Source organism: Streptomyces sp. NBC_00425 (assembly GCF_036030735.1).
In the GTDB taxonomy this organism is placed as follows: Bacteria; Actinomycetota; Actinomycetes; order Streptomycetales; family Streptomycetaceae; genus Streptomyces.
In genome coordinates this window covers 4,564,776-4,586,926 of sequence record NZ_CP107928.1, presented here as the reverse complement: position 1 = coordinate 4,586,926, position 22,151 = coordinate 4,564,776, and the positions used below count along the sequence as shown (strand labels likewise).

At 71.9% G+C, this 22,151-nt stretch carries 15 protein-coding genes and 1 tRNA gene; 12 read left to right on the top strand and 4 right to left on the bottom strand.

What is annotated here, in order from left to right; genetic code table 11:
• Window positions 1-56 precede the first annotated feature (56 nt).
• The 11 genes from bldG (at window position 57) to OHS82_RS19555 (ending at window position 16,456) form a co-directional block, all read left to right on the top strand.
• On the top strand, window positions 57-398 hold the full coding sequence (gene bldG, locus OHS82_RS19605; protein ID WP_328434218.1) for an anti-sigma factor antagonist BldG: 342 nt from the start codon (window positions 57-59) through the stop codon (window positions 396-398).
• A gap of 112 nt (window positions 399-510) precedes the next feature.
• Complete coding sequence (locus OHS82_RS19600) at window positions 511-939, top strand: ATP-binding protein (RefSeq protein WP_057577819.1); 429 nt, start codon at window positions 511-513, stop codon at window positions 937-939.
• Window positions 940-1,246: 307 nt separating this feature from the next.
• Window positions 1,247-3,655, top strand: a complete 2,409-nt coding sequence (locus OHS82_RS19595; RefSeq protein ID WP_057577818.1) for a sodium-translocating pyrophosphatase — start codon at window positions 1,247-1,249, stop codon at window positions 3,653-3,655.
• 193 nt (window positions 3,656-3,848) lie between these two features.
• Window positions 3,849-4,448, top strand: coding sequence for a hypothetical protein (locus tag OHS82_RS19590; protein WP_057577817.1), 600 nt, complete (start codon window positions 3,849-3,851; stop codon window positions 4,446-4,448).
• A 64-nt stretch (window positions 4,449-4,512) separates the two neighbouring features.
• On the top strand, window positions 4,513-6,033 hold the full coding sequence (locus OHS82_RS19585; protein ID WP_057577816.1) for a DUF7059 domain-containing protein: 1,521 nt from the start codon (window positions 4,513-4,515) through the stop codon (window positions 6,031-6,033).
• Between the two features lie 368 nt (window positions 6,034-6,401).
• The gene (locus tag OHS82_RS19580; RefSeq protein ID WP_057577815.1) at window positions 6,402-6,599 is read left to right on the top strand and encodes a hypothetical protein; all 198 of its coding nucleotides are present in this window, start codon (window positions 6,402-6,404) and stop codon (window positions 6,597-6,599) included.
• 268 nt (window positions 6,600-6,867) lie between these two features.
• On the top strand, window positions 6,868-9,708 hold the full coding sequence (gene topA, locus OHS82_RS19575; RefSeq protein WP_328434217.1) for a type I DNA topoisomerase: 2,841 nt from the start codon (window positions 6,868-6,870) through the stop codon (window positions 9,706-9,708).
• Between the two features lie 204 nt (window positions 9,709-9,912).
• On the top strand, window positions 9,913-13,140 hold the full coding sequence (gene tmk / locus OHS82_RS19570; protein WP_057577813.1) for a dTMP kinase: 3,228 nt from the start codon (window positions 9,913-9,915) through the stop codon (window positions 13,138-13,140).
• A 175-nt stretch (window positions 13,141-13,315) separates the two neighbouring features.
• Complete coding sequence (locus OHS82_RS19565; protein WP_057577812.1) at window positions 13,316-14,521, top strand: DNA polymerase III subunit delta'; 1,206 nt, start codon at window positions 13,316-13,318, stop codon at window positions 14,519-14,521.
• Window positions 14,522-14,697: 176 nt separating this feature from the next.
• Window positions 14,698-16,275, top strand: coding sequence for an alpha/beta hydrolase (locus OHS82_RS19560; RefSeq protein ID WP_057577811.1), 1,578 nt, complete (start codon window positions 14,698-14,700; stop codon window positions 16,273-16,275).
• Between the two features lie 107 nt (window positions 16,276-16,382).
• Window positions 16,383-16,456: transfer RNA gene (locus tag OHS82_RS19555), tRNA-Thr, on the top strand.
• A 191-nt stretch (window positions 16,457-16,647) separates the two neighbouring features.
• Here OHS82_RS19555 and OHS82_RS19550 read toward each other — a convergent pair.
• The 3 genes from OHS82_RS19550 to OHS82_RS19540 all read right to left on the bottom strand — a co-directional run bounded on the left by OHS82_RS19550 (window position 16,648) and on the right by OHS82_RS19540 (window position 20,218).
• Entirely contained in the window at window positions 16,648-17,307 is a 660-nt protein-coding gene (locus OHS82_RS19550) for a PASTA domain-containing protein (protein WP_328434216.1), read from the bottom strand.
• 75 nt (window positions 17,308-17,382) lie between these two features.
• Complete coding sequence (locus OHS82_RS19545) at window positions 17,383-17,655, bottom strand: DUF4242 domain-containing protein (protein WP_057577792.1); 273 nt, start codon at window positions 17,653-17,655, stop codon at window positions 17,383-17,385.
• A 67-nt stretch (window positions 17,656-17,722) separates the two neighbouring features.
• Window positions 17,723-20,218: a helix-turn-helix transcriptional regulator gene (locus OHS82_RS19540; RefSeq protein WP_328434215.1), complete on the bottom strand. Its 2,496-nt coding sequence runs from the start codon at window positions 20,216-20,218 to the stop codon at window positions 17,723-17,725.
• Window positions 20,219-20,519: 301 nt separating this feature from the next.
• Between OHS82_RS19540 and OHS82_RS19535 the strand changes: the two genes are divergently transcribed.
• Window positions 20,520-21,044 carry a hypothetical protein gene (locus OHS82_RS19535; protein WP_242433100.1) on the top strand — a complete coding sequence of 175 codons (525 nt, stop codon included), beginning with the start codon at window positions 20,520-20,522 and terminating at the stop codon, window positions 21,042-21,044.
• Between the two features lie 340 nt (window positions 21,045-21,384).
• On the opposite strand, the gene OHS82_RS19530 is transcribed toward OHS82_RS19535, so the two are convergent.
• Entirely contained in the window at window positions 21,385-22,143 is a 759-nt protein-coding gene (locus tag OHS82_RS19530; protein ID WP_057578116.1) for a hypothetical protein, read from the bottom strand.
• Window positions 22,144-22,151 lie beyond the last annotated feature (8 nt).

Here is a 22,151-nt window from a genome sequence, read left to right as displayed (position 1 = left end):
CTCCTGTTCAGGTGTTCCGAGGGACGACCGCTCGATAGCAAGGTGCTGGAGGATCCGTGGACCTGTCCCTGTCGACCCGTACCGTCGGCGATCGTACGGTCGTCGAGGTCGGTGGCGAAATCGACGTATATACCGCGCTCAAGTTGCGCGAGCAGCTGGTCGAGCTGGTGAACGACGGGAATTTCCACCTCGTCGTCGACATGGAGGGCGTGGACTTCCTCGACTCCACCGGGCTCGGCGTACTGGTGGGCGGACTGAAGCGGGTGCGTGCCCATGAGGGCTCGCTCCGCCTGGTATGCAACCAGGAGCGTATTTTGAAGATCTTCCGCATCACTGGTCTGACCAAGGTGTTCCCCATTCACACCTCGGTCGACGAAGCGGTCGCTGCCACCGACTGACCACCCCTGCCGGGCCCCCGCGGCCCGGCACGGATGGTCGAACAACGTAGGGGGTCCGGGCCTCGGTGGCCCGGCCCCCCTGACAGCACGCCCGTAGTTCCGAGGGGGACGCATGGCCACCGTTGAACTCCGCTTCAGCGCGCTGCCCGAGCACGTCAGGACCGCCCGACTGGTGGCGGCGGCGGTGGCGCGCAGGGCCGGGGTGGACGAGGCCGTTCTCGACGAGGTGCGGCTCGCCGTCGGTGAGGCCTGCTCCCGCGCCGTCGGACTGCACCAGACGGGCGGTATCACCGCGCCCGTGAAGGTGCTGTTGATCGAGGAGGAGAAACAGTTCTCCATCGAGGTCGGCGACGAGGCGCCGCGTACGGCGCCCGGAGACCGGGCTCCCGGTTCCGGCGGCGACGTGGAGGCCGAGGAGGACGAGATGGGCCTCGCGGTCATCAGCGGCCTCGTGGACGACGTGGAGGTCACCGCCGGAGAGCACGGCGGGCAGATCCGTATGACCTGGCCGTCGGCTGCGGTGACGGCCACGCTGACCTGAGCCGTCCACAGCGTTCGGGTTTTTCCTGAAGGGCCCCACTCCGGTGGGGCCCTTTGGCATGCGCGGACCTGGGTAGTCGTGCATGCTTGCAGTGATCTCGCGAGTGAATCATGAGAAGTCAGTCACGAGAAGTGAATCATGCGGCGACCTAAATCGACTGCAATTCGTGAAGCAATTCACGATCAATGCCTTTAAGGCATTACTTGACGAAAAGGCGAATTTCGTTTGCCGGACACTGTTTTGATCAGGTTCCGGTACCTACAATCCGTCCACATCTTGAGCTCAGCCCAAGCGTCAAGGAGGACGAATGGCGGGGCTTCCCACCTCTCATCCGTTGGATCACCCGACTACCCTCGCAGCCGCGGAGCTGACCGACGGCAACCGCCTCCTGGTGGTGGTCATCGCGGTCGTGGCGTTGGCCGCCCTCGTGGTCGCGGGCGTACTGCTGCGCCAGGTCCTCGCGGCCGGCGAAGGCACCGACAGCATGAAGAAGATCGCGGCGGCGGTCCAGGAGGGCGCCAACGCCTATCTGGCCCGGCAGCTGCGCACACTCGGCGTATTCGCCGTCGTCGTTTTCTTCCTGCTCATGCTGCTGCCCGCGGACGACTGGAGTCAGCGGGCCGGCCGATCGGCGTTCTTCTTGATCGGAGCGGCGTTCTCGGCGGCCACCGGCTATATCGGTATGTGGCTCGCCGTGCGCAGCAACGTACGTGTCGCCGCGGCGGCACGGGAAGCGACTCCGGCGGAAGGCGAACCGGAAAAGGATCTCACCGCCGTCTCGCACAAGGCAATGAAGATCGCATTTCGTACGGGCGGCGTCGTCGGCATGTTCACGGTGGGGCTCGGCCTGCTCGGCGCGGCCTGCGTGGTGCTGGTGTACGCGGCCGACGCGCCGAAGGTGCTGGAGGGATTCGGACTCGGCGCCGCCCTCATCGCCATGTTCATGAGGGTCGGCGGCGGCATCTTCACCAAGGCCGCCGACGTCGGCGCCGACCTGGTCGGAAAGGTCGAGCAGGGCATTCCGGAGGACGACCCGCGCAATGCCGCGACCATCGCCGACAACGTGGGCGACAACGTCGGCGACTGTGCGGGCATGGCGGCCGACCTCTTCGAGTCGTACGCGGTGACCCTGGTGGCCGCGCTGATCCTGGGCAAGGCGGCCTTCGGCGACGCCGGACTCGCCTTCCCGCTGCTCGTGCCCGCGATCGGCGTGCTCACGGCCATGGTCGGGATCTTCGCGGTCGCCCCGCGCCGGTCCGACCGAAGCGGCATGTCGGCGATCAACCGGGGCTTCTTCATCTCGGCGACGATCTCGCTCGCGCTGGTCGCCGTGGCCGTCTTCCTCTATCTCCCCGGCACGTACGCCGACCTCGACGGGGTCACCGACGCGGCGATCCAGGGCAAGAGCGGCGACCCGCGCCTCCTCGCGCTCGTCGCGGTGGCGATCGGCATCCTTCTGGCGGCCGTCATCCAGCAGTTGACGGGCTATTTCACGGAGACCAACCGCCGACCGGTGCGCGACATCGGCAAGTCGTCGCTGACGGGCCCGGCCACCGTGGTCCTCGCCGGAATCTCCGTCGGTCTCGAATCGGCCGTCTACACCGCCCTGTTGATCGGCCTCGGCGTGTACGGCGCGTTCCTGCTGGGCGGTACGTCGATCATGCTGGCGCTGTTCGCGGTGGCGCTGGCCGGCACCGGTCTGCTCACCACGGTGGGTGTGATCGTGGCCATGGACACCTTCGGGCCCGTCTCCGACAACGCGCAGGGCATCGCCGAGATGTCCGGTGACGTCGAGGGCGCGGGCGCGCAGGTGCTCACCAACCTGGACGCCGTCGGCAACACCACCAAGGCGATCACCAAGGGCATCGCCATCGCCACTGCCGTCCTCGCGGCGTCGGCGCTCTTCGGGTCGTACCGGGACGCGATCACGACCGGCGCGCAGGACGTGGGCGAGAAACTGTCCGGGGCGGGCGCGCCGATGACCCTGATGATGGACATCTCGCAGCCCAACAACCTCGTCGGGCTCATCGCGGGCGCGGCGGTCGTCTTCCTCTTCTCGGGGCTGGCGATCAACGCGGTGTCGCGGTCGGCCGGCGCCGTGGTGTTCGAGGTGCGGCGGCAGTTCCGCGAGCACCCCGGGATCATGGACTACAGCGAGGAACCGGAGTACGGCAAGGTCGTCGACATCTGCACCCGGGACGCGTTGCGTGAGCTGGCCACACCCGGACTGCTCGCCGTGCTGGCGCCCATCTTCATCGGGTTCACCCTCGGGGTCGGGGCGCTGGGCGCGTTCCTGGCGGGCGCGATCGGCTCCGGCACGCTGATGGCCGTCTTCCTCGCCAACTCCGGGGGCGCGTGGGACAACGCCAAGAAACTGGTAGAGGACGGCCACTACGGCGGCAAGGGCAGCGAGGCGCACGCGGCGACGGTGATCGGTGACACGGTCGGCGACCCGTTCAAGGACACCGCCGGCCCCGCGATCAACCCGCTGCTGAAGGTCATGAACCTCGTCGCGCTCCTCATCGCGCCCGCAGTGATCAAGTTCAGCTACGGCGACGACAAGAGCATCGGTGTGCGGATCGTGATCGCGCTCCTCTCGCTCCTCGTCATCGTGGTCGCGGTGTACGTCTCCAAACGGCGAGGCATCGCCATGGGTGACGAAGAGAACAACGCCGGCAGCGCGTCCAAGTCGGCCGATCCGGCGGTGGTTTCCTAGCGCGGCACACCGGAGCCCAGTTCAAGGGGCGGGCGGACGACGCGGGTTGACGCGTCGCCCGCCCGCTGTGTCGTCGGTGTGAGCCGGCCGTGAGCCTTCTCTCTCTTGGTGTAAATGGTGCACAAGCTTTTATAACGGTCATTCGTTCTGGGGTTGTCGCCCGGTTGCCGTGTATGTTCCGGGGCCGAGAGCCATGGAAGGAACCAAACCGGTGAACAAGAAGCTCACGGCCGCACTGTCCGGCGGTGCGGTACTGGTACTGGCGCTGTCCGGATGCAGCAGCGACGAAGGCAACAAGGAGCTCGACGCCTGGGCCAAGCAGGTCTGCGACGCGCTGCCCGCGCAGGACGCCAAGGTCGACGCGGCCAACGCCGCGATCAAGCAGGCCGCCACGGACAACAACGCTCCGGTGAACGTCCAGAAGACCGACTCGAAGGCCTTCCAGGACATGTCCGACGCCTACAGCGCGCTCGCGCAGGCCGTCCAGAAGGCGGGAACGCCGCCCGGCGTCGACAACGGCGAGAAGAAGCAGAAGGACGCCGTCGCGGCGCTCACGACCCTCTCGACGTCCTACGCGGGCCTGAAGAAGCAGGTCGACGCCCTGGACACCAAGGACCAGGGGAAGTTCGCCGACGGTCTGCAGGACATCGCCACCGATCTCGGCCAGCTCAGCAAGAGCGGCAACACCGCGCTGAAGAACCTCGAGCAGGGCGACGTCAAGGACGCCATGGCCAAGCAGGACAGCTGCAAGAAGGTGGCAGCCTCCGCCTCGGCCCGCGCGACGAAGAGCTGAGCGGGCGCGAACAGAGCGGCCGGGGCCGGGAGCGGCCCCGGGGGCGACGGGAGACAATGGGGGCGTGAGTAACGCCACCCTGTCTCCCCTGCCCTCCGCCGACCGCCGCGACGTCGCCGCCCGGCTGCGGGAGGCCCTGCTCGCGGCCTCCTTCACCGCGGACGGTCTGCTCGACCTGCTCGGCGCCCCCGCCTACGCGGCCCTGGCCCGCAGCGAGACCGTGCCGGCGCTGCGCGCGACCCGCGGGGACACCCCGCTGGAGACGCTCGTGCGCCTCTTCCTGCTCCAGCAACCGGTCCCGCACGCGCGCGTGGCGGAATTCCTGCCGGTAGGCGCGTGCGTGGAGAGCGGCTGGCTGGTCCCCACGGGCGGGGACGAGATGGCCGCGACCGTCGATGTGCGGCCGTACGGCGGCCCGGACGGCGAGGACTGGTTCATCGTGTCCGACCTCGGGTGCGCGGTCGGCGGCGCCGGCGGTATCGGCAGCACCGACGAAGGCGTCGTCCTCGGTGTCGGAGGCGCGTCGACGACCCTCGCCGGCATCACCGTGCGCAGGCCCGTCTCGGCCGCGCTCGACCTGGGCGCCGGCTCGGGCATCCAGGCGCTGCACGCCGCCCGGCACGCCACACGCGTGACGGCGACCGACCTCAATCCGCGCGCGTTGCACATCACCGCCCTCACCCTCGCGCTGTCCGACGCCCCGGCGGCCGAGCTGCGCGAGGGCTCGCTCTTCGAGCCGGTCCGGGAAGACGAGACCTACGACCTGATCGTGTCGAACCCGCCGTTCGTGATCTCGCCGGGCGCCCGGCTGACCTATCGGGACGGCGGGATGGGCGGGGACGATCTGTGCCGCTCGCTCGTTCAAGGGGCGGGGGAACGGCTGAACGAGGGCGGGTTCGCGCAGTTCCTCGCCAACTGGCAGCACGTGGAAGGGGAGGACTGGCAGGACAGGCTCAGGTCGTGGGTGCCCCGTGGGTGCGACGCGTGGATCGTGCAGCGCGAGGTGCAGGACGTCACGCAGTACGCCGAACTCTGGCTGAGGGACGCCGGTGACCACCGCAGCGACCCGGCCGAGTACCAGGCCCGCTACGACGCCTGGCTGGACGAGTTCGAGGCGCGCAAGGTGAAGGCCGTCGGCTTCGGCTGGATCACGCTCCGCAGGACGTCGGCCGCGGAGCCCGTGATCACCGTGGAGGAGTGGCCGCACCCGGTGGAACAGCCGCTCGGCGACGCGGTCCTGGCGCACTTCGAGCGGCTCGACTACCTGCGTGCGCACGATGACGCGGCTCTGCTCGCCGGTCACTTCAGGCTGGTCGCGGAGATCGTGCAGGAACAGGTGGGGCTCCCGGGCGCGGAGGACCCGGAACACGTGGTGCTGCGCCAGCATCGCGGCATGCGCCGGGCGACCAAGGTCGACACGGTCGGCGCGGGCTTCGCGGGCGTGTGCGACGGCTCGCTGAGCGCCGGCCGCATTCTCGACGCGATCGCCCAGCTGGTGGGCGAGGACCCGGTGCGGCTGCGGGACCGCACTCCGGCCCAGATCCGCCTGCTGGTGGAGCAGGGGTTCCTCGAACCGACGCAGTGACGCCGTCGAGCGGCCGGATTTCGCCTCAGTCCGGTGTGGGGGACGCCGCCGTACCTCCTCGGGACGGACCGGTCCCGGCGCCGCCGGTCACGAGCGCCCACCGAACGCCTCGGCGGCTCCGCGGCCTGCACATCCCGGTGGCCCCGCGCCTCCGTGGCTCCGACCGTGCCTGCCTGCTTGCCTGCCCCTCTCCTCGCCGGCTCTGTTCCCTCCTGCCCCGGTGATGCGGTGTTCGCCCCGCGCGTAGTCCGGGCGTTCACCTCGGGTTCGCCGGATCGCCGCCCGCGCGTGACAACGTCCGGGCCGGGGCCGGGACGGACACGGGCAGGCGTGAGCAGGCACGGGCAGAAGAGGGGGCGGAGGCGACCATGGAGAGTGTGTCGATGATCTTCGCGGGAATGGTGTTCGCCCTGTTCGGGGGCGGCCTGCTGGTATGGACCGCGGTCAGGGTGGGGCAACGGCAACCCGTGGCCCATGGTGTGAGCCCTGTCGCATCGGCGGCTCTGGCCCTGCTGGCTTCGTGTGCGGCACTCGCGGTCGGCGTCTGGTGCCTGGCCCGCCTGTGACTCGTTCTCGCCGCACGCGCGTTCGGCCGGCGTGAGGGTGCTCACGCCGACCAGGGGGAGGGCGCCCTGCGGCGTACGGAAAAGGGCCGGTCGGCACTCCGGGCGGCAGGAATGGCGGTAGTCGGGTTACCGTTCGAGTGGCCGTTGCGGGCTTTTCCCGTTTGACACGGGGGCGGGATGTACCGTCACACTCCGCAGCGTCCCCATGACCCGACCCCGGGAGCAAGGCCTGGGGAGGCCCCAGCCTCGACCGGAGAGAAGAGCGAAGTTGTCCCCGACCAGCGAGACCGCACAGGGCGGCCGCCGACTCGTGATCGTCGAGTCGCCTGCCAAGGCGAAGACGATCAAGGGTTATCTCGGCCCCGGCTATATCGTCGAGGCCAGCGTCGGGCACATCCGCGACCTTCCCAACGGCGCCGCGGAGGTGCCGGACCAGTACACGGGCGAGGTCCGCCGTCTCGGTGTGGACGTCGAACACGACTTCCAGCCGATCTATGTGGTCAACGCCGACAAGCGGGCGCAGGTCAAGAAGCTCAAGGACCTGCTGAAGGAGTCCGACGAGCTCTTCCTCGCCACCGATGAGGACCGCGAGGGCGAGGCGATCGCCTGGCACCTCCAGGAAGTCCTCAAGCCGAAGATCCCGGTCAAGCGGATGGTGTTCCACGAGATCACCAAGGACGCGATCCGGGCCGCCGTCGCCAACCCGCGCCAGTTGAACCAGAAGCTCGTCGACGCCCAGGAGACCCGCCGCATCCTCGACCGTCTCTACGGCTACGAGGTCTCGCCGGTCCTGTGGAAGAAGGTCATGCCGCGCCTGTCGGCCGGGCGTGTCCAGTCCGTCGCCACGCGTCTCGTCGTCGAGCGGGAACGCGAGCGCATCGCGTTTCGTTCCGCTGAGTACTGGGACCTGACGGGCGCCTTCGCGACCGGCCGCGCCGGCGACCCGTCGGACCCGTCGTCGCTGGTCGCCCGCCTCCAGTCCGTCGACGGCAGGCGCGTCGCGCAGGGCCGCGACTTCGACTCCCTGGGACAGCTCAAGAGCGCGAACACCCTCCCGCTCGACGAGGCGAACGCCCGCGCCCTGGCCGCCGCCCTGGAGGACACGCGCTTCTCCGTGCGCTCGGTCGAGTCGAAGCCGTACCGCCGCTCGCCGTACGCCCCCTTCCGTACGACGACCCTGCAGCAGGAGGCCAGCCGCAAGCTGGGCTTCGGCGCGAAGGCCACGATGCAGGTCGCGCAGAAGCTGTACGAGAACGGCTACATCACGTACATGCGTACGGACTCCACGACGCTGAGCGACACGGCCGTCTCCGCGGCCCGCGCCCAGGTCACGCAGCTGTACGGGGCCGACTATCTGCCGGCCCAGCCGCGCACGTACGCGGCGAAGGTCAAGAACGCGCAGGAGGCGCACGAGGCGATCCGCCCCTCGGGTGATCGTTTCCGCACCCCCGCCGAGACGGGCCTGGCCGGCGACCAGTTCAGGCTGTACGAGCTGATCTGGAAGCGGACCGTCGCCTCGCAGATGAAGGACGCCACCGGCAACAGCGTCACCGTCAAGATCGGCGGCACCGCGGCCGACGGCCGGGACGTCGAGTTCAGCGCCTCGGGCAAGACGATCACCTTCCACGGCTTCCTCAAGGCCTACGTCGAAGGCGCCGACGACCCGAACGCCGAGCTGGACGACCGCGAGCGGCGGCTGCCCCAGGTCACCGAGGGCGACCCGCTGTCCGCCGAACAGATCACGGTCGACGGGCACGCCACCAAGCCCCCGGCCCGCTACACCGAGGCCAGCCTGGTCAAGGAGCTCGAAGAGCGCGAGATCGGCCGGCCGTCCACGTACGCGTCGATCATCGGCACGATCCTCGACCGCGGCTACGTCTTCAAGAAGGGCACGGCGCTCGTCCCGTCCTTCCTGTCCTTCGCCGTGGTCAACCTCCTGGAGAAGCACTTCGGGCGGCTCGTCGACTACGACTTCACCGCCAAGATGGAGGACGACCTCGACCGCATCGCCAACGGCGAGGCGCAGTCCGTGCCGTGGCTGAAGAGGTTCTACTTCGGCGAGGGCGCGGCCGAGGGCCGGGCCGCCGACGCCGGCAACGGCGACGGGGACCACCTCGGCGGCCTCAAGGAACTGGTCACCGACCTGGGCGCGATCGACGCGCGCGAGGTGTCGTCGTTCCCCGTCGGCAACGGCGTCATGCTGCGGGTCGGCCGCTTCGGCCCCTACATCGAGCGCGGGGAGAAGGGCGAGGAGGGCCACCAGCGGGCGGACATCGCCGAAGAGCTGGCGCCCGACGAGCTGACCCTCGAGATGGCCGAGGAACTCCTCGCCGCGCCGAGCGGTGACTTCGAACTGGGCGCCGACCCGGCGACGGGTCACCAGATCGTCGCCAGGAAGGGCCGCTACGGCCCGTACGTCACCGAGGTGCTCCCGGAGGGCACCCCGAAGACCGGCAAGAACGCCGTGAAGCCGCGTACGGCCTCACTGTTCAAGACGATGTCGCCGGACACCGTGACGCTGGAGGAGGCCCTCAAGCTGATGTCCCTGCCGCGTGTCGTCGGCGCGGACGCGGAGGGTCAGGAGATCACCGCGCAGAACGGCCGCTACGGCCCGTACCTGAAGAAGGGCACGGACTCGCGGTCGCTGCAGACCGAGGACCAGCTCTTCACGATCACCCTCGAAGAGGCGCTGGAGATCTACTCCCAGCCCAAGCAGCGCGGCCGGGCCGCCGCCAAGCCGCCGCTGAAGGAGCTGGGCGCAGACCCGGTCAGCGGAAAGCCCGTCGTCGTCAAGGACGGCCGCTTCGGCCCGTACGTCACCGACGGGGAGACCAACGCGACCCTGCGCTCCGGCGACAGCGTCGAGGAGATCACCCCGGAGCGCGGCTACGAGCTGCTCGCCGAGAAGCGTGCCAAGACGCCCGCCAAGAAGACGGCGAAGAAGGCCCCGGCGAAGAAGACGGCGACCGCGAAGAAGGCCGCGCCGGCGAAGAAGGCCGCGGCCAAGAAGACCACGACGGCCGCCAAGAAGACGACGGCGAAGAAGACGACGGCGAAGACGAGCGCCGCGACGAAGACGACGGCCGCTCGGTCGACGTCCGAGGACTGACCGGCCCGGCCCGCGGCCACCGTCCGGACGGATCGCTCCTTTCGGGCATACGACGCCTTCAGGGTGTGGTGGCGGCGGGTCCGACACGGTTTCCGCACGGCGTGTTCACACGAAACGACCGCCCCGGCATCACTTTGGTGTCGGGGCGGTCGCACGTCCGGACGGGGGCCACGGGCTGTCAGCCGTGGCCGATAGGCTGAAAGCATGACGCGAGCCGAGCAGCCAACGGCCCACCACCCGGCCCCGGACGACGCCCTGGTGGCGGACTCCCGCGAGCGCGCCGTGCGCGCACTGTTGCGCGAGCCGCAGCTCAAGCGGCTCTGGAGCGCGCAGCTGGTGGGCGGTGTGGGCGACGCCCTCGCCCTTCTGGTCTTCGTCCTCCTGGTCCTCCAGGCGGCCATCGCGGAAGCCTCCTTCGGGGGCGGTTACCGTGGCGTGGCGTTCGCCGTGGCGACCGTCTTCGGGGTGCGCATTCTGGCCACCCTGCTCTTCGGAGCGGTCCTCCTGGGCCCGTTGACCTCGCTCACCTCGCCCGACGGCCCCCTCGACCGCCGCTGGACCATGGTCGCCGCCGACGGTCTGCGCGCCGCGCTGCTGATCGTCGCGCCCCTGTGGATCGACTGGACCCCGGACGACGCGCTGCCCCTGCTGCTCGTCACGGTGTTCGTGACGGGTGTCGCCGAACGGTTCTGGACGGTCGCCCGGGAGAGCGCCGCCCCGGCACTGCTGCCTGCGCCGCCTCTGGAGGGCGCGACGGTACGGCCGTTGCCCGACCACATGGACGCCCTGCGCCGCCTGTCGCTGCGCACCGGTTTCGTGACGATCCCGCTGGGTGCCCTCACCCTGGTCGTCGCGGCGTTGTTCAACAATCTCCTGGGCGTCGGCGTCGCCTGGTTCGACCAGCACCAAGCGGCCCTCGCCTCGTACGTCGCCGGAGGGCTCTTCGCCGGGTCGCTGTCCATCGTGACGTTCCTCGAACTGCCCGCGGTGCGCACCCCCCGCGCGCGGTCGCCGCTCGAGGGCCTGCGCCGTCCCCGCACCGCCACCGGCGTCGACAGCGGCCGCACGGGCGCGATCCCGCTGCTGGTCCTCGCCTGCGCCGCGGTCGCCGGGGCGATCGCCGCCGCCGTCGCCGTCGCCGTGCTGCACGCCAAGGACCTGGGCGGCGGCCCCGTCCTCTACGGGCTGCTCGTGCTCGGGCTGACCGGCGGCGTCGTCATCGGCGTCCGCACCGCCCCGAAGGTGCTGGTGTCGCTGTCGCGCCGCAGGCTGCTCGCACTGGCCATCGCCTTCACCGGCGTGGCGCTGCTGGCCGCCGGCCTGGTCCCGGACGTCACCAGCGTCCTGCTGATCGTGACCCTGGCCGGCGTCGGCGCGGGCGTCGCCGCCAACACCGGGCACGCGCTGCTCGACCAGGAGACCGAGGACCACCGCCGCGCGCGGACGACCGAACACCTGCACGCCGTGGTCCGGGTCATGGTGGCGCTGGGCGCGCTGCTCGCCCCGCCGGTCGCGGCGCTCATCGGCCCGCACCGGCTGGAGAACGGCCGGTTCGTCTTCGCGCACGGCGGAGCGGCGTTCGTGCTCATGCTGGTCGGCGCGCTGCTGCTGCCGGTGGCCGCACTGGTGCTCGCCAAGGTCGACGACCGCTCCGGCGTCCCCCTCCGGAAGGACCTGCGGGACGCGCTCCTCGGCGGCGACGACCCGGAGACCGTTCCGGCCGCGAACGGCTTCTTCATCGCCCTGGAGGGCGGCGACGGCGCCGGCAAGTCCACCCAGGCCGAGGCGCTCGCCGAATGGATCAGGGCCAAGGGACACGAGGTCGTCCTCACCCGCGAGCCCGGGGCCACGCCCGTGGGCAAGCGGCTGCGCTCGATCCTGCTGGACGTCTCGAGTGCCGGGCTGTCGCATCGCGCGGAGGCGCTGCTGTACGCGGCGGACCGCGCGGAGCACGTCGACACCGTCGTACGGCCCGCTCTGGAGCGCGGCGCGGTGGTCATCACCGACCGGTACGTCGACTCGTCCGTGGCCTACCAGGGCGCCGGCCGTGACCTGTCCCCGACCGAGATCGCGCGGATCTCGCGCTGGGCGACGAACGGCCTGGTCCCGCATCTGACGGTCCTTCTGGACGTGTCGCCGGAGGCCGCCCGCGAGCGCTTCACGGAGGCGCCGGACCGGCTGGAGTCGGAACCGGCGGAGTTCCACGCGCGCGTGCGCTCCGGTTTCCTCACCCTGGCCGCCGCGGACCCGGGGCGGTACCTGGTCGTCGACGCGGCGCAGGAGCCCGAGGCCGTAACCGCCGTCGTCCGGCACCGGCTCGACCAGTTGCTGCCCCTGTCCGAGGCCGAGATCAAGGCCCAGGAGGAGGCGCGCAGGAAGGCCGAGGAGGAGGCCCGCCGCAAGGCCGAGGAGGAGGCCGCGCGCAAGGCCGAGGAGGAGCGCCTCGAGCGTGAGCGCCAGGAGCAGCTCGCCAAGCTGCGCGCCGAGGAGGAGGAGCGCAAGCGGCGCGAGCTGGAGGAGGCGCAGCGCCGCGAGGCCGAACGGCAGGCGGAGGAGGCCCGGCTGCGCGCCGAGGAGGCGCGTAGGCGTGCCGAGGAGGAGCGGGTCCGGCTGCTCGCCGAGGAGAAGGCCCGCGCCGAGGAGGAGGCCCGCCGCAAGGCGGACGAGGAGCGGCGTCGCAAGCAGGCCGAGGAGGAGGCCAGGCTGCGCGCCGAGGCCGAGAGCCGGCGGCTGGAGAAGCAGCGCAAGGCCGAGGAGGCACTGCTGCGGGCCGAGCAGGCCCGGCGTGCGGCCGAGGAGGCAGCCGCCGCCGCGTCGGTCGGCCCGAGGTCGCCCCGTCCGGCAGCCGCTGCCGCGGCGGTCCCGCCGGAGGCGGTGACCGTGCCGACGCCGGTGGTGACGCCGACCAACGCGTCGGGCGGGCCGGTGGACGAGACGGCGGTGCTGCCGCCGGTACGGATGGACAAGGAGCCCGAGCGGTCCTCCCGGACGCCGGCCGGGCCCGCCGGGCCGACGGCCGACGCCGAGGTGACGACCGAGCTGCCGCAGCCGCCGATCCCGGCAGGCGCCGCGGACGAGACGGCGGTCCTGCCTCCGGTGCGTGACCGGGGACCCGAGGACGAGACGGCCGTCCTGCCTCCGGTCAGGGACGAGAGCCCCTCGGACCGGGTGCCGCCGGGCTTCTTCCGCGACGAGCGGGGCGGACGGGCCGAGCGGGGCGGTGCACGTCCCGACGGCGCCGACGACCGGACGCGCGAACTGCCGCAGCTCGACGAGGAGGGCGCACCACGTCGGCGCCCGCGGCCCGACTGGGCCGAGGAGACCCCGCTGGACGATCTGCCGACGCTGGCGGACGAGCTGCTGGGACCGCACCGGGACGAGGACGACCGCGACGACCGCGACGAGGGCCGTGGGCGGGGCCGTCGCCGCTGAGGGATCCGCTCGTGGTGCGGTGTCGCTCGTGGTGCGGCGGGCCCCACTGCGGGGGACCGTGCCCACGTCGGCGCCCGCGGACGGACCGTCCGCCTCGCCGCGTGGCCCGGTTGTCAGTGGCGGCCCGCACAATGGAACCCGCAGCGCGAAACGTGACGAAAGGGCGGCGTGACGCATGACCGTGTGGGACGACCTCGTCGGGCAGGAGAAGGTGAGCGAGCAGCTGATCGCCGCCGCTCGGGACGCCGACGCGTTCGTCACCGCGGCCGCCTCCGGAACGGCCCCGCCGGAGGCGTCGAAGATGACGCACGCCTGGCTGTTCACCGGCCCGCCGGGCGCCGGCCGCAGCCAGACAGCACGGGCCTTCGCCGCCGCCCTGCAATGCGTGAGCCCGGACCGGGCGCTGGGCGGCACCCCGGGCTGCGGGTTCTGCGACGGCTGCCATACGGCGCTCATCGGCACGCACGCCGACGTCACGACCGTCGCCGCGGTCGGGTCGCAGATCCTCGCCGAGGACATGCGCGACACGGTCCGCAAGTCCTACACCTCACCCGCCACGGGCCGCTGGCAGGTCATCCTCGTCGAGGACGCCGAGCGGCTGAACGAGAAGTCGGCCAACGCCGTGCTGAAGGCGGTCGAGGAGCCCGCTCCCCGCACGGTCTGGATGCTCTGCGCCCCCTCCCTGGAGGACGTGCTGCCCACCATCCGCTCCCGCTGCCGGCACCTGAACCTGCGCACACCGTCCGTCGACGCCGTCGCCGACATGCTCGTACGGCGCGAGGGCATCGAGCCGGCCGTCGCCGCGGCCGCCGCCCGGGCCACCCAGGGGCACGTCGACCGCGCCCGGCGACTCGCCACCGACCCCGCCGCGCGCGAGCGGCGGGCGACCGTGCTGAAGGTGCCCCTGCGGGTCGACGACGTCGGCGGCTGCCTCAGGGCCGCCCAGGAGTTGGTCGACGCGGCCGCGGAGGACGCCAAACAGCTCGCGGAGGAACGGGACGGCAAGGAGACCGAGGAGCTGAAGGCGGCACTGGGCGCGGTCCAGGGCGGCCGGATGCCGCGCGGTACGGCGGGCGTCATGAAAGACCTGGAGGACAAGCAGAAGCGGCGCAGGACGCGCACCCAGCGCGACAGCCTCGACCTCGCGCTCACCGACCTCACCGCCTTCTACCGTGATGTCCTGGCCCTCCAGCTCGGCTCCCGCGTCGCGATCGCCAACGCGGACGCCGAAGAGGCGTTGGAGCGGCTCGCCCGGGGCAGCAGACCCGAGTCGACGCTCCGCCGGATCGACGCCATCGCCGCCTGCAGAGACGCCCTCGACCGCAACGTGGCCCCGCTGCTGGCGGTGGAGGCGATGACGCTCGCGCTGAGAGCGGGCTGACGAGGACGCCGAACCCGGGGCACCGCCGTAGCCCGGCGGCGGCCCGAACCCGCCGGACCTCCGGTGACCGCCGTAGCCCGGGGAAGCCGTCGGCCGTGGGTTGACGGCGTCACTCGTCCGTGAGTACTTGCTGTACGCAGAGCGTGCGACTCGTCGCTCACAGTTACGCTCGTCCGATGGACATCAGGCGTTCCCTCCGCAGGTCCCGTACCGGCGTCACCCTCCTGTCGCTCGCCGCGCTGCTCGTCTCCGGCTGCTCCGCCGGGAAGCCGACGGGCACCGCCGGTTCGACGGCGCGGGCGGCGCTCGCCGCGCTCCCGCGGGCCACGCCCACGTCGCTCGCGCCGTACTACGCGCAGAAGCCGAGCTGGCGCGACTGCGGTGTCCCCGGATTCCAGTGCGCCACCATGAAGGCGCCGCTCGACTACGCCGAGCCGGGCGCGGGCGATGTCCGGCTCGCGATCGCCCGCAAGAAGGCGACGGGCCCGGGCAAGCGCCTCGGCTCGCTGCTGGTGAACCCGGGCGGACCGGGCGGCTCGGCGGTCGGCTACCTGCAGCAGTACGCCGGCATCGGTTACCCCGCCGCCGTCCGCGCCCGCTACGACATGGTCGCCGTCGACCCCAGGGGGGTGGCCCGCAGCGAGCCCGTGGAGTGCCTCGACGGGCCCGAGATGGACGCGTACACGCAGACGGACACCACCCCCGACGACCGACGGGAGAGGGACGAACTCGTCGGCGCGTACAAGAAGTTCGCGGAGGCCTGCGGCGCACGTTCGACACGGCTGTTGCGTCACGTCTCCACCGTCGGGGCGGCCCGGGACATGGACATCCTGCGCGCGATCCTGGGCGACGGGAAGCTGACGTACGTGGGGGCGTCCTACGGAACGTTCCTCGGGGCGACGTACGCGGGCCTGTTCCCGAACCGGGTGGGCAGACTCGTCCTCGACGGCGCGATGGATCCGGCGCTGCCCGCCCGCCGGCTGAACCTGGACCAGACGGCCGGGTTCGAGACGGCGTTCCGGTCGTTCGCCAAGGACTGCGTGCGACACCCCGACTGCCCGCTCGCCGCGAAGGGCGCCCCTCCCGCCGAGGTCGGCGAGAACCTGAAGGCCTTCTTCCGCAAGCTCGACGCACACCCCCTCCCCGCCGGCGACCCGGACGGCCGCAGGCTCGGCGAGGCCCTCGCCACCACCGGTGTGATCGCCGCGATGTACGACGAGAGCACGTGGGAGCAGTTGCGTGAGGCGCTGGCCTCGGCCATGAAAGAGGGCGACGGCGCGGGGCTGCTCATCCTCTCGGACGCCTACTACGAGCGCGACGCCGAAGGCCGGTACGCCAACCTGATGGCCGCCAACGCCGCGGTGAACTGCCTGGATCTCCCCGCCGCGTTCTCCACCCCGGAGCAGGTGGAGATGGCGCTGCCGTCCTTCGAGAAGGCGTCCCCGGTCTTCGGTGAGGGCCTCGCCTGGGCCTCCCTGACCTGCACGTACTGGCCGGTGGGGCCCACCGGTGAACCGCAGCGCATCGAGGCGAAGGGCGCCGCGCCGATCGTCGTCGTCGGCACCACCCGCGACCCGGCGACCCCGTACCCCTGGGCCGTGTCCCTCTCCCGCCAGCTCACCTCCGCCCGCCTCCTCACCTACGTCGGCGACGGACACACCGCCTACGGTCGCGGCAGCGCCTGCATCGACTCCGCGATCAACGGCTACCTGCTCGACGGGACGCCTCCGGCGAAGGGAAAGCGCTGCTCATAGCCCCTCGACGGGCCCCGCGCCCGGTACCCCCGGAGCCGGTGCGGAGCACCCCCGGAAACTGTGTAGACTTACCGACGTTGCTGATCGCACCATGGTGTGGACAGCGCGCCGCCTTAGCTCAGATGGCCAGAGCAACGCACTCGTAATGCGTAGGTCTCGGGTTCGAATCCCGAAGGCGGCTCTGTGGAAGCCTCAGGACTCACTCGCCGTGACCTGGGGCTTTTGCTTTTGTCGGGTGCGGCGGCGAGCCGGCAGGCTCGTGTGTGGCTCCGTGGTGGAGGCGGGCGTCAGGCGGGTCGGTTCTTGTGACGACGGCGTCACCCGCTCCGCCCGGGGCTCGTGGGCAGAGCGGGTGACTTCACCGGCAGCGGTTCACCGGCAGACGCGAGGAGGCGGCGGTTTGACGCCGAGGGTGAGCGCGACCGGGGATCCGGGCAGGAGCGGCGTGCCCGCACCCGGACTCTGGCGGCTCACCCTGCCGACGCTGTCGCAGTCGACCACCGTGCCCACGGCGCCTACCACGTACCCGGCGGCCGAGAGTGCCCGCGAGGCCTGGTCCCGGGAGTCGCCCACCATGTTCGGGACGACCTTGACGCCGGTGACCGGCACCGTCACGGAGGCCAGGATCCTGGTGAAGCCGGTGTCCGACGACAGGTCGATCACCGTCAGCGTCCACGTCACGGTTCCGGCCGACGTGATGAGCACCGGACCGGAGCTGCCGCCACCGACCGGGAAGATCTCCGTCGCCGGGTCGAAGCCGGGCCCGGTGATCAGCAGCGCGTCGTCCGGGCCGCACCCCTCGCCTTCGGCGTTCCAGACCACCCGGGCGTTCTGCCCGAAGACCACCGGTGACGGCGCGACCGACAGGGAACCGGTCGCGGTGATCGCGCAGCCGAGTCCGGGATCGTCCGCGTAGGCGGGCGCCGTGGCGAACGCGGTCGCCAGCAGCGCGGCCGCCACCAGGAGCGCCGCCCTGGGGGATCGCTTCGACCGGCCGGCGGTGCGGCCGATCCGATGCGGTGATGCGTCCAATGTTCCTCCTTGTTCGCTGTCGGTTCGCTGCCGTAGTTGTCGCTGTCGCGGCCTCAATGGGCGGCGCTGCGAGGGTCAGTGATAGAAGTACGGGTCCAGGACGCTGACCTCGGTGATCCGGTCGACGGGCAGGCCGGTGGTCTGCGCGGCCTGGCGCACCGCTTCCGGCGACGGTCCGTCGTACACGCAGTAGGTCACGCTCTTGTCCCGGCTCACGTACGACTGGACCCACGTCACGCCCGACGCGGCGTTGCCCTCGACGACGGTCCGACAGGCCTTGGCGCCCTCGTCGTCCGTGGGGATGTGCAGACCCTCGGTGAAGGTCCGTTGCACGAGATATCGCGGCATGGTGCACGCTCCTTTCCGACAGCCAGAGTCGGCCCGGGGGCGGCCCTGGGACATCGGGAGCGACTCCCTATGTTCGCTCGGGCGTCTCCCCATGTCTGGCGGCCTCTTGGCGGGTGCGCACGCCGAGCTTGGACAGGATGGAGGAGACGTGATGGCCGGCCGTCTTCTCCGTGATGCGGAGCCGGTCGGCGATCTCGGAGTTGCGCAACCCGTCCTTGAGCAGGTCGAGGACATCGGCTTCGCGCGCGGTGAGGCCGTGGGGGTGGGCCAGGGTGGAACGCCTCGGGGTCCGGATTCCCAGGTCGCGCATCCGCCGGGCCGCCCGGTCCGCGGCGGGCCGGGCCCCGAGGCTCTCGAACCGGCGCACGGCCTCCCGCAGGTGGTCCGGGCTCTGCGCGAGCGCCATGGCCGACTCGTACGGGCAACCCAGCTCGTCCCAGGCCCGGGCCGCCTCGACGGGGCTCATCCGATAGGGCGGGGCGGCGGCCGGGTGGACTTTCCCGGGCGCCGGTTCCAGCCACTGCCCGAGTTCACCGATCGCCCAGCCGATGCCGAGCCGTACCGCCAGCGCGTAGGTCTCGGGCAGGCTGCCGTCGGCCTGCCGCCCGCTGAGGGAGGCGAGTTCGGCGCGGCCCGCGGCGACCGGCCACAGGCGTTGCAGGTCTCCGGTCTGTTCGGCCAGCGACCACGCCTCGTCGAGGAGGTCCGCCGCTCCCGGCTCGCCCCGCCGGGTGCGCAGCCGCCCCAGCACGGTGAGCGCGACGATCCGGCTCGGTGCGCACTCGGTGGCTCCCACCTGTTCGACCGTCGCTTCTGCCGCCGCCCACTGCCCGCGCTCCCACAGGCACCGGGCCAGCCATGCCGTGGCGTAGCTGCGGACGTCGTCCAGGTCACGGTCGGAGCACCACGTCATGGCCTCCCGCAGCCAGTGTTCCGCGATGTCGTAGCGACGGATCTCGCCTGCCGCGGATCCCAGGTTGACCATGGCGCTTCCGACGGCGGCGTCGTCACCGGCAGCGCGGCCCGCCCGAAGACTTCGGAGCATGGTCCGCACGGCCAGGTCCGGATCGATCGACCACTGGGCGGAGCCGACCGCGTTGAGCGCTCGGGCGAGCAGGGTGTGTTCGCCGAACCGCTCGGCGAGCTCCGCGGCGCGACTGCCGGTCCGCACCGCCCCGGCGATGTCCCGGGCCAGCATCAGAAGGTACGCGGACCAGGTGTAGGCGGCGACCAGCCCAGGGCCCTCGGGCAGCCTTTCGGCAAGGGCGAGCGCCTGCCGCACCATGGCGTGCGCCTCGGCGTTGCGGCCCTGGTTCCACAGGTAGTAGGAGCAGCACGCCATCAGCGCGGCCTCGCGCTCCTGGTCGCCTTCGTCCCGCCAGCGCTCGATGGCCCGAAGGGAGGAGCGCACGGCCGCGGCGCTCCGCCCGGCGTGCGCACAGGCCTCACCGTGGCGTTCGAGCAGTTCCGCGTGTCGGCGCGGGCTGGTCCCGTCGGTGAACCGCAGGGCCTGGGCGTAGTGGTCGGCCGCCTGCCGGTGAGCACCGACAGCCGCGGCGCGCCCGGCCGCGGCGTCGGCGTGCACGAGTACGGCCGCCGCGTCGCCCGCCTGCTCCGCGTGGTAGGCGAGCCTGGCCGGATCGCTGCCCCACCGCGTCAGATCCGCCAGCGCACGCGCGTGCAGCTCGGTCCTGCGCGCCGACGCGATTCCCTCCTCGACGGCGAGTCTGGCCAGCTCGTGACGGAACAGGATCCGTGTGCCGTCCCGGATCAGCATCCCGGCGTCGACGCAGTTGTCGACGGCCTTCCCGGGCGCCTGGACGAGAGGTGCGGGAGCGTAACCGGGGAAGACGGCCACCGAGTTCAGCGCGTCGCGCTCCGCGGGGCCGAGACCGGCCGCCCGGGCCAGCACCGCGTCCCGTACGGTCTCGGGAACCCGGCGGTCGGGATCGGCCAGGACCTCGGTCACGAAGAAGGGGTTGCCGCCGGCCCGGGCGTGCAGTTCCGCCGCGTCCGGACCGTCCGGCCCGACCAGTGTCGCGACGGCCGCGACCGAGAGCGGTGCCAGCCGGATGCGCAGTGCGCTCGCGTCGGTGGAGAGCGCTCCCAGCACGGCGCGCAACGGGTGATCCGGTCCGACCTCGTCGTGCCGGTAGGTGATGACGAGCAGGCCGCGCGTGGAAGAGATGCGGCGGGCGGTGAAGAGGAGCAGGTCGAGTGTCGCTTCGTCGGCCCAGTGCGCGTCCTCCACCACGGCGACGGCTTCCCGCGCCGTCAACTGGTCGAGGAAAGCGCGGAACATCGCCGGACGCGAGCTCTCCGCGGCCATCGAGGCGGCCAGTTCACCCGTCGCCTGCCGTGCGATGTCGTGGAGCGGGCCGAGCGGCTGCGGCGTCTGCAGCGCGTCGCACGAACCCCACAGGACGGGCCGGGTCAGGCCGTCGCAGAACGCCCTGACGAGAGCGGTCTTGCCGATACCCGCCTCACCGGACACCAGGGCCACCCGCCCGGCCGGGCTGTGGCGCAGCGCGTCAAGCCAGTGCTCCCGCTCAAGTAACGCCATGGCGTGGATGGTAGTCCCGGGCGCGCGCTGCGGTTCGGCTGCCGGGGCAGTCGGGGTGCGAGGGATCGTGCGCTCGGGGTGAGGCGGAGAAAGAGGGGCCGGGGTGCGCCTTCGCGGGGGCGGGGGGATGCCGGTTCGGCGGTGGGCAGTGTCCCGGCGGCCGTCCGCCCCGTCGGCGCCCTCGCCGTCCGGCCGGTCGCCCTGGGGGCCCGGCGCAGGCACCGCGTTTGGGTCTCCCGCCGTCCTGCCCGGTAGGGTCTCGCCGGCATGATCGCATGGGTGAGCGAGTGGAGGGGGAGTCGTGAGCGAGTCCGTGTCGGTGGAGGGCGGCTTTGCCGAGCCGGGGCCCGAGCAGGGCGGTGAACTGGCCGCCCGCTGGTGGCAGTGGGCGCTGTCCGCGCCCGACGACCGCAGCCCGGTCAGTGACACGACGGGGGAGTTCGCCGGCTGGCGCCAGCCGGACGACGTCTGGTTCCTGGCCGGTACCTACGGCGGCCGCGTGGTGCGGCGTTGTTCGATGCCCTCGGGACGGCCGGTCTTCTTCCCGGTGTTCAACACGCAGCGGCCGCTGACGCTGACCTCGCGCGAGCCGATGGTCATGGAGGTCGCCGACGCCAGGGCGTTCCTGAACGGAGTCCCGCTGCCGATGCGGGAGTTCACCTCGAAGCCCTTCCGCGCAGCGCTGCGCAAGCGCGTCGCCTGGGGGCTCTGGTGTGCTTTCGACGCGTTGCCCGTCGGCCACTACGTCGTCGAGATCAAGGCCCGCACCACCGGGGGGTTCTGGGTGGACACGACGTACCACCTCGCCGTCGTCGACGGCGGCTGAGCGCGCCGGCACGGCGGCCGGGCGGCCGGTACGGGAAGCCGTACGAGGAGACGGGCGGCGGGTAAGCCGCGACGGCGCCGCCCGAGGGCTGTGCGGACGGTTCAACACCCGCACCCGCACCCGCACCCGCACCCGCACCCGCGTCCAGCCCGCGCCGCCTCCCGCCCGCCTCGGCCGCCGCGCTCTGGCTCGCGGCGGCCGACGTCACCGCGTCGACCTTCTGCTGCCGCTCTCGACCGCGGACTGCACGGCCTGGCTCGCCCGGGACCTTGCGGCGGCGCCCGCGGTCGCGGTGATCGTCGGTCTGAGCAGGCCGAACCACGCGGCCGTCAGGCGGGTCTCATCCGGTCGCGTAGTCCTCGACCAGTTCGGCGACGAAGGCCAGCAGGGCGTCGACGCGGTGCCGGTCCTCGCGCCGGTCGCGCAGGGCCTGCTCCAGGGCCCGGACCCGGTCCAGGGCGGCCGGAACCCGGTCCCGCACCTCGTCGAGGAGTTCCGTGGTGATCAGGTCCAGGCAGTCGGTGAGGAGGAGCCGGGTCGCCGGGGCGGGGGGAGCCGGGTCGGGGGCGGCGAAGCCGGTGGTCAGGTAGCGCGCGGGGTCGGTGAGGCTCCAGCCGACGACCGCGCCGTGCTGGACGAGGAGCGCCACGTCGGGGGCGATGCCGATGCGGGCGTCCAGCGGCTCGTCCAGGACGTCGAGGTCGCGCAGGCAGGTCAGCACGGTGTCCCCGGGGGCGCGGCAGAGCTCCGAGGTCACCTCCAGACGGAAGTCCCGTACCTCGTCCGCGCGAAGGCCGCCCGGGCGCACGGGGGGTGCGGCGGGCAGGCGGGCGCAGTCCCCGGCGTCGGCGGCCTCGCCGGCGATCTGGAACTCGGCGCCGACCAGTTCCCGGCCGGTCCTGTCGAAGTGGAGCTCGTCGGGCGTGTCCCAGAGCCACGGCCGGCTGCCGAAGGTGTCCAGGAGGAACCGCCCGCGTTCCTCGACGTCCGCGTACGCCCCGAGGCGCACCCGGAAGTCGCGGAAGTCGAAACGCGGGCTGACGCCGAGCGGATCGGCCGTCACCGTCGCGGTCCAGTCGTCGTCGATGGTGATTCTCATGGTGCGCG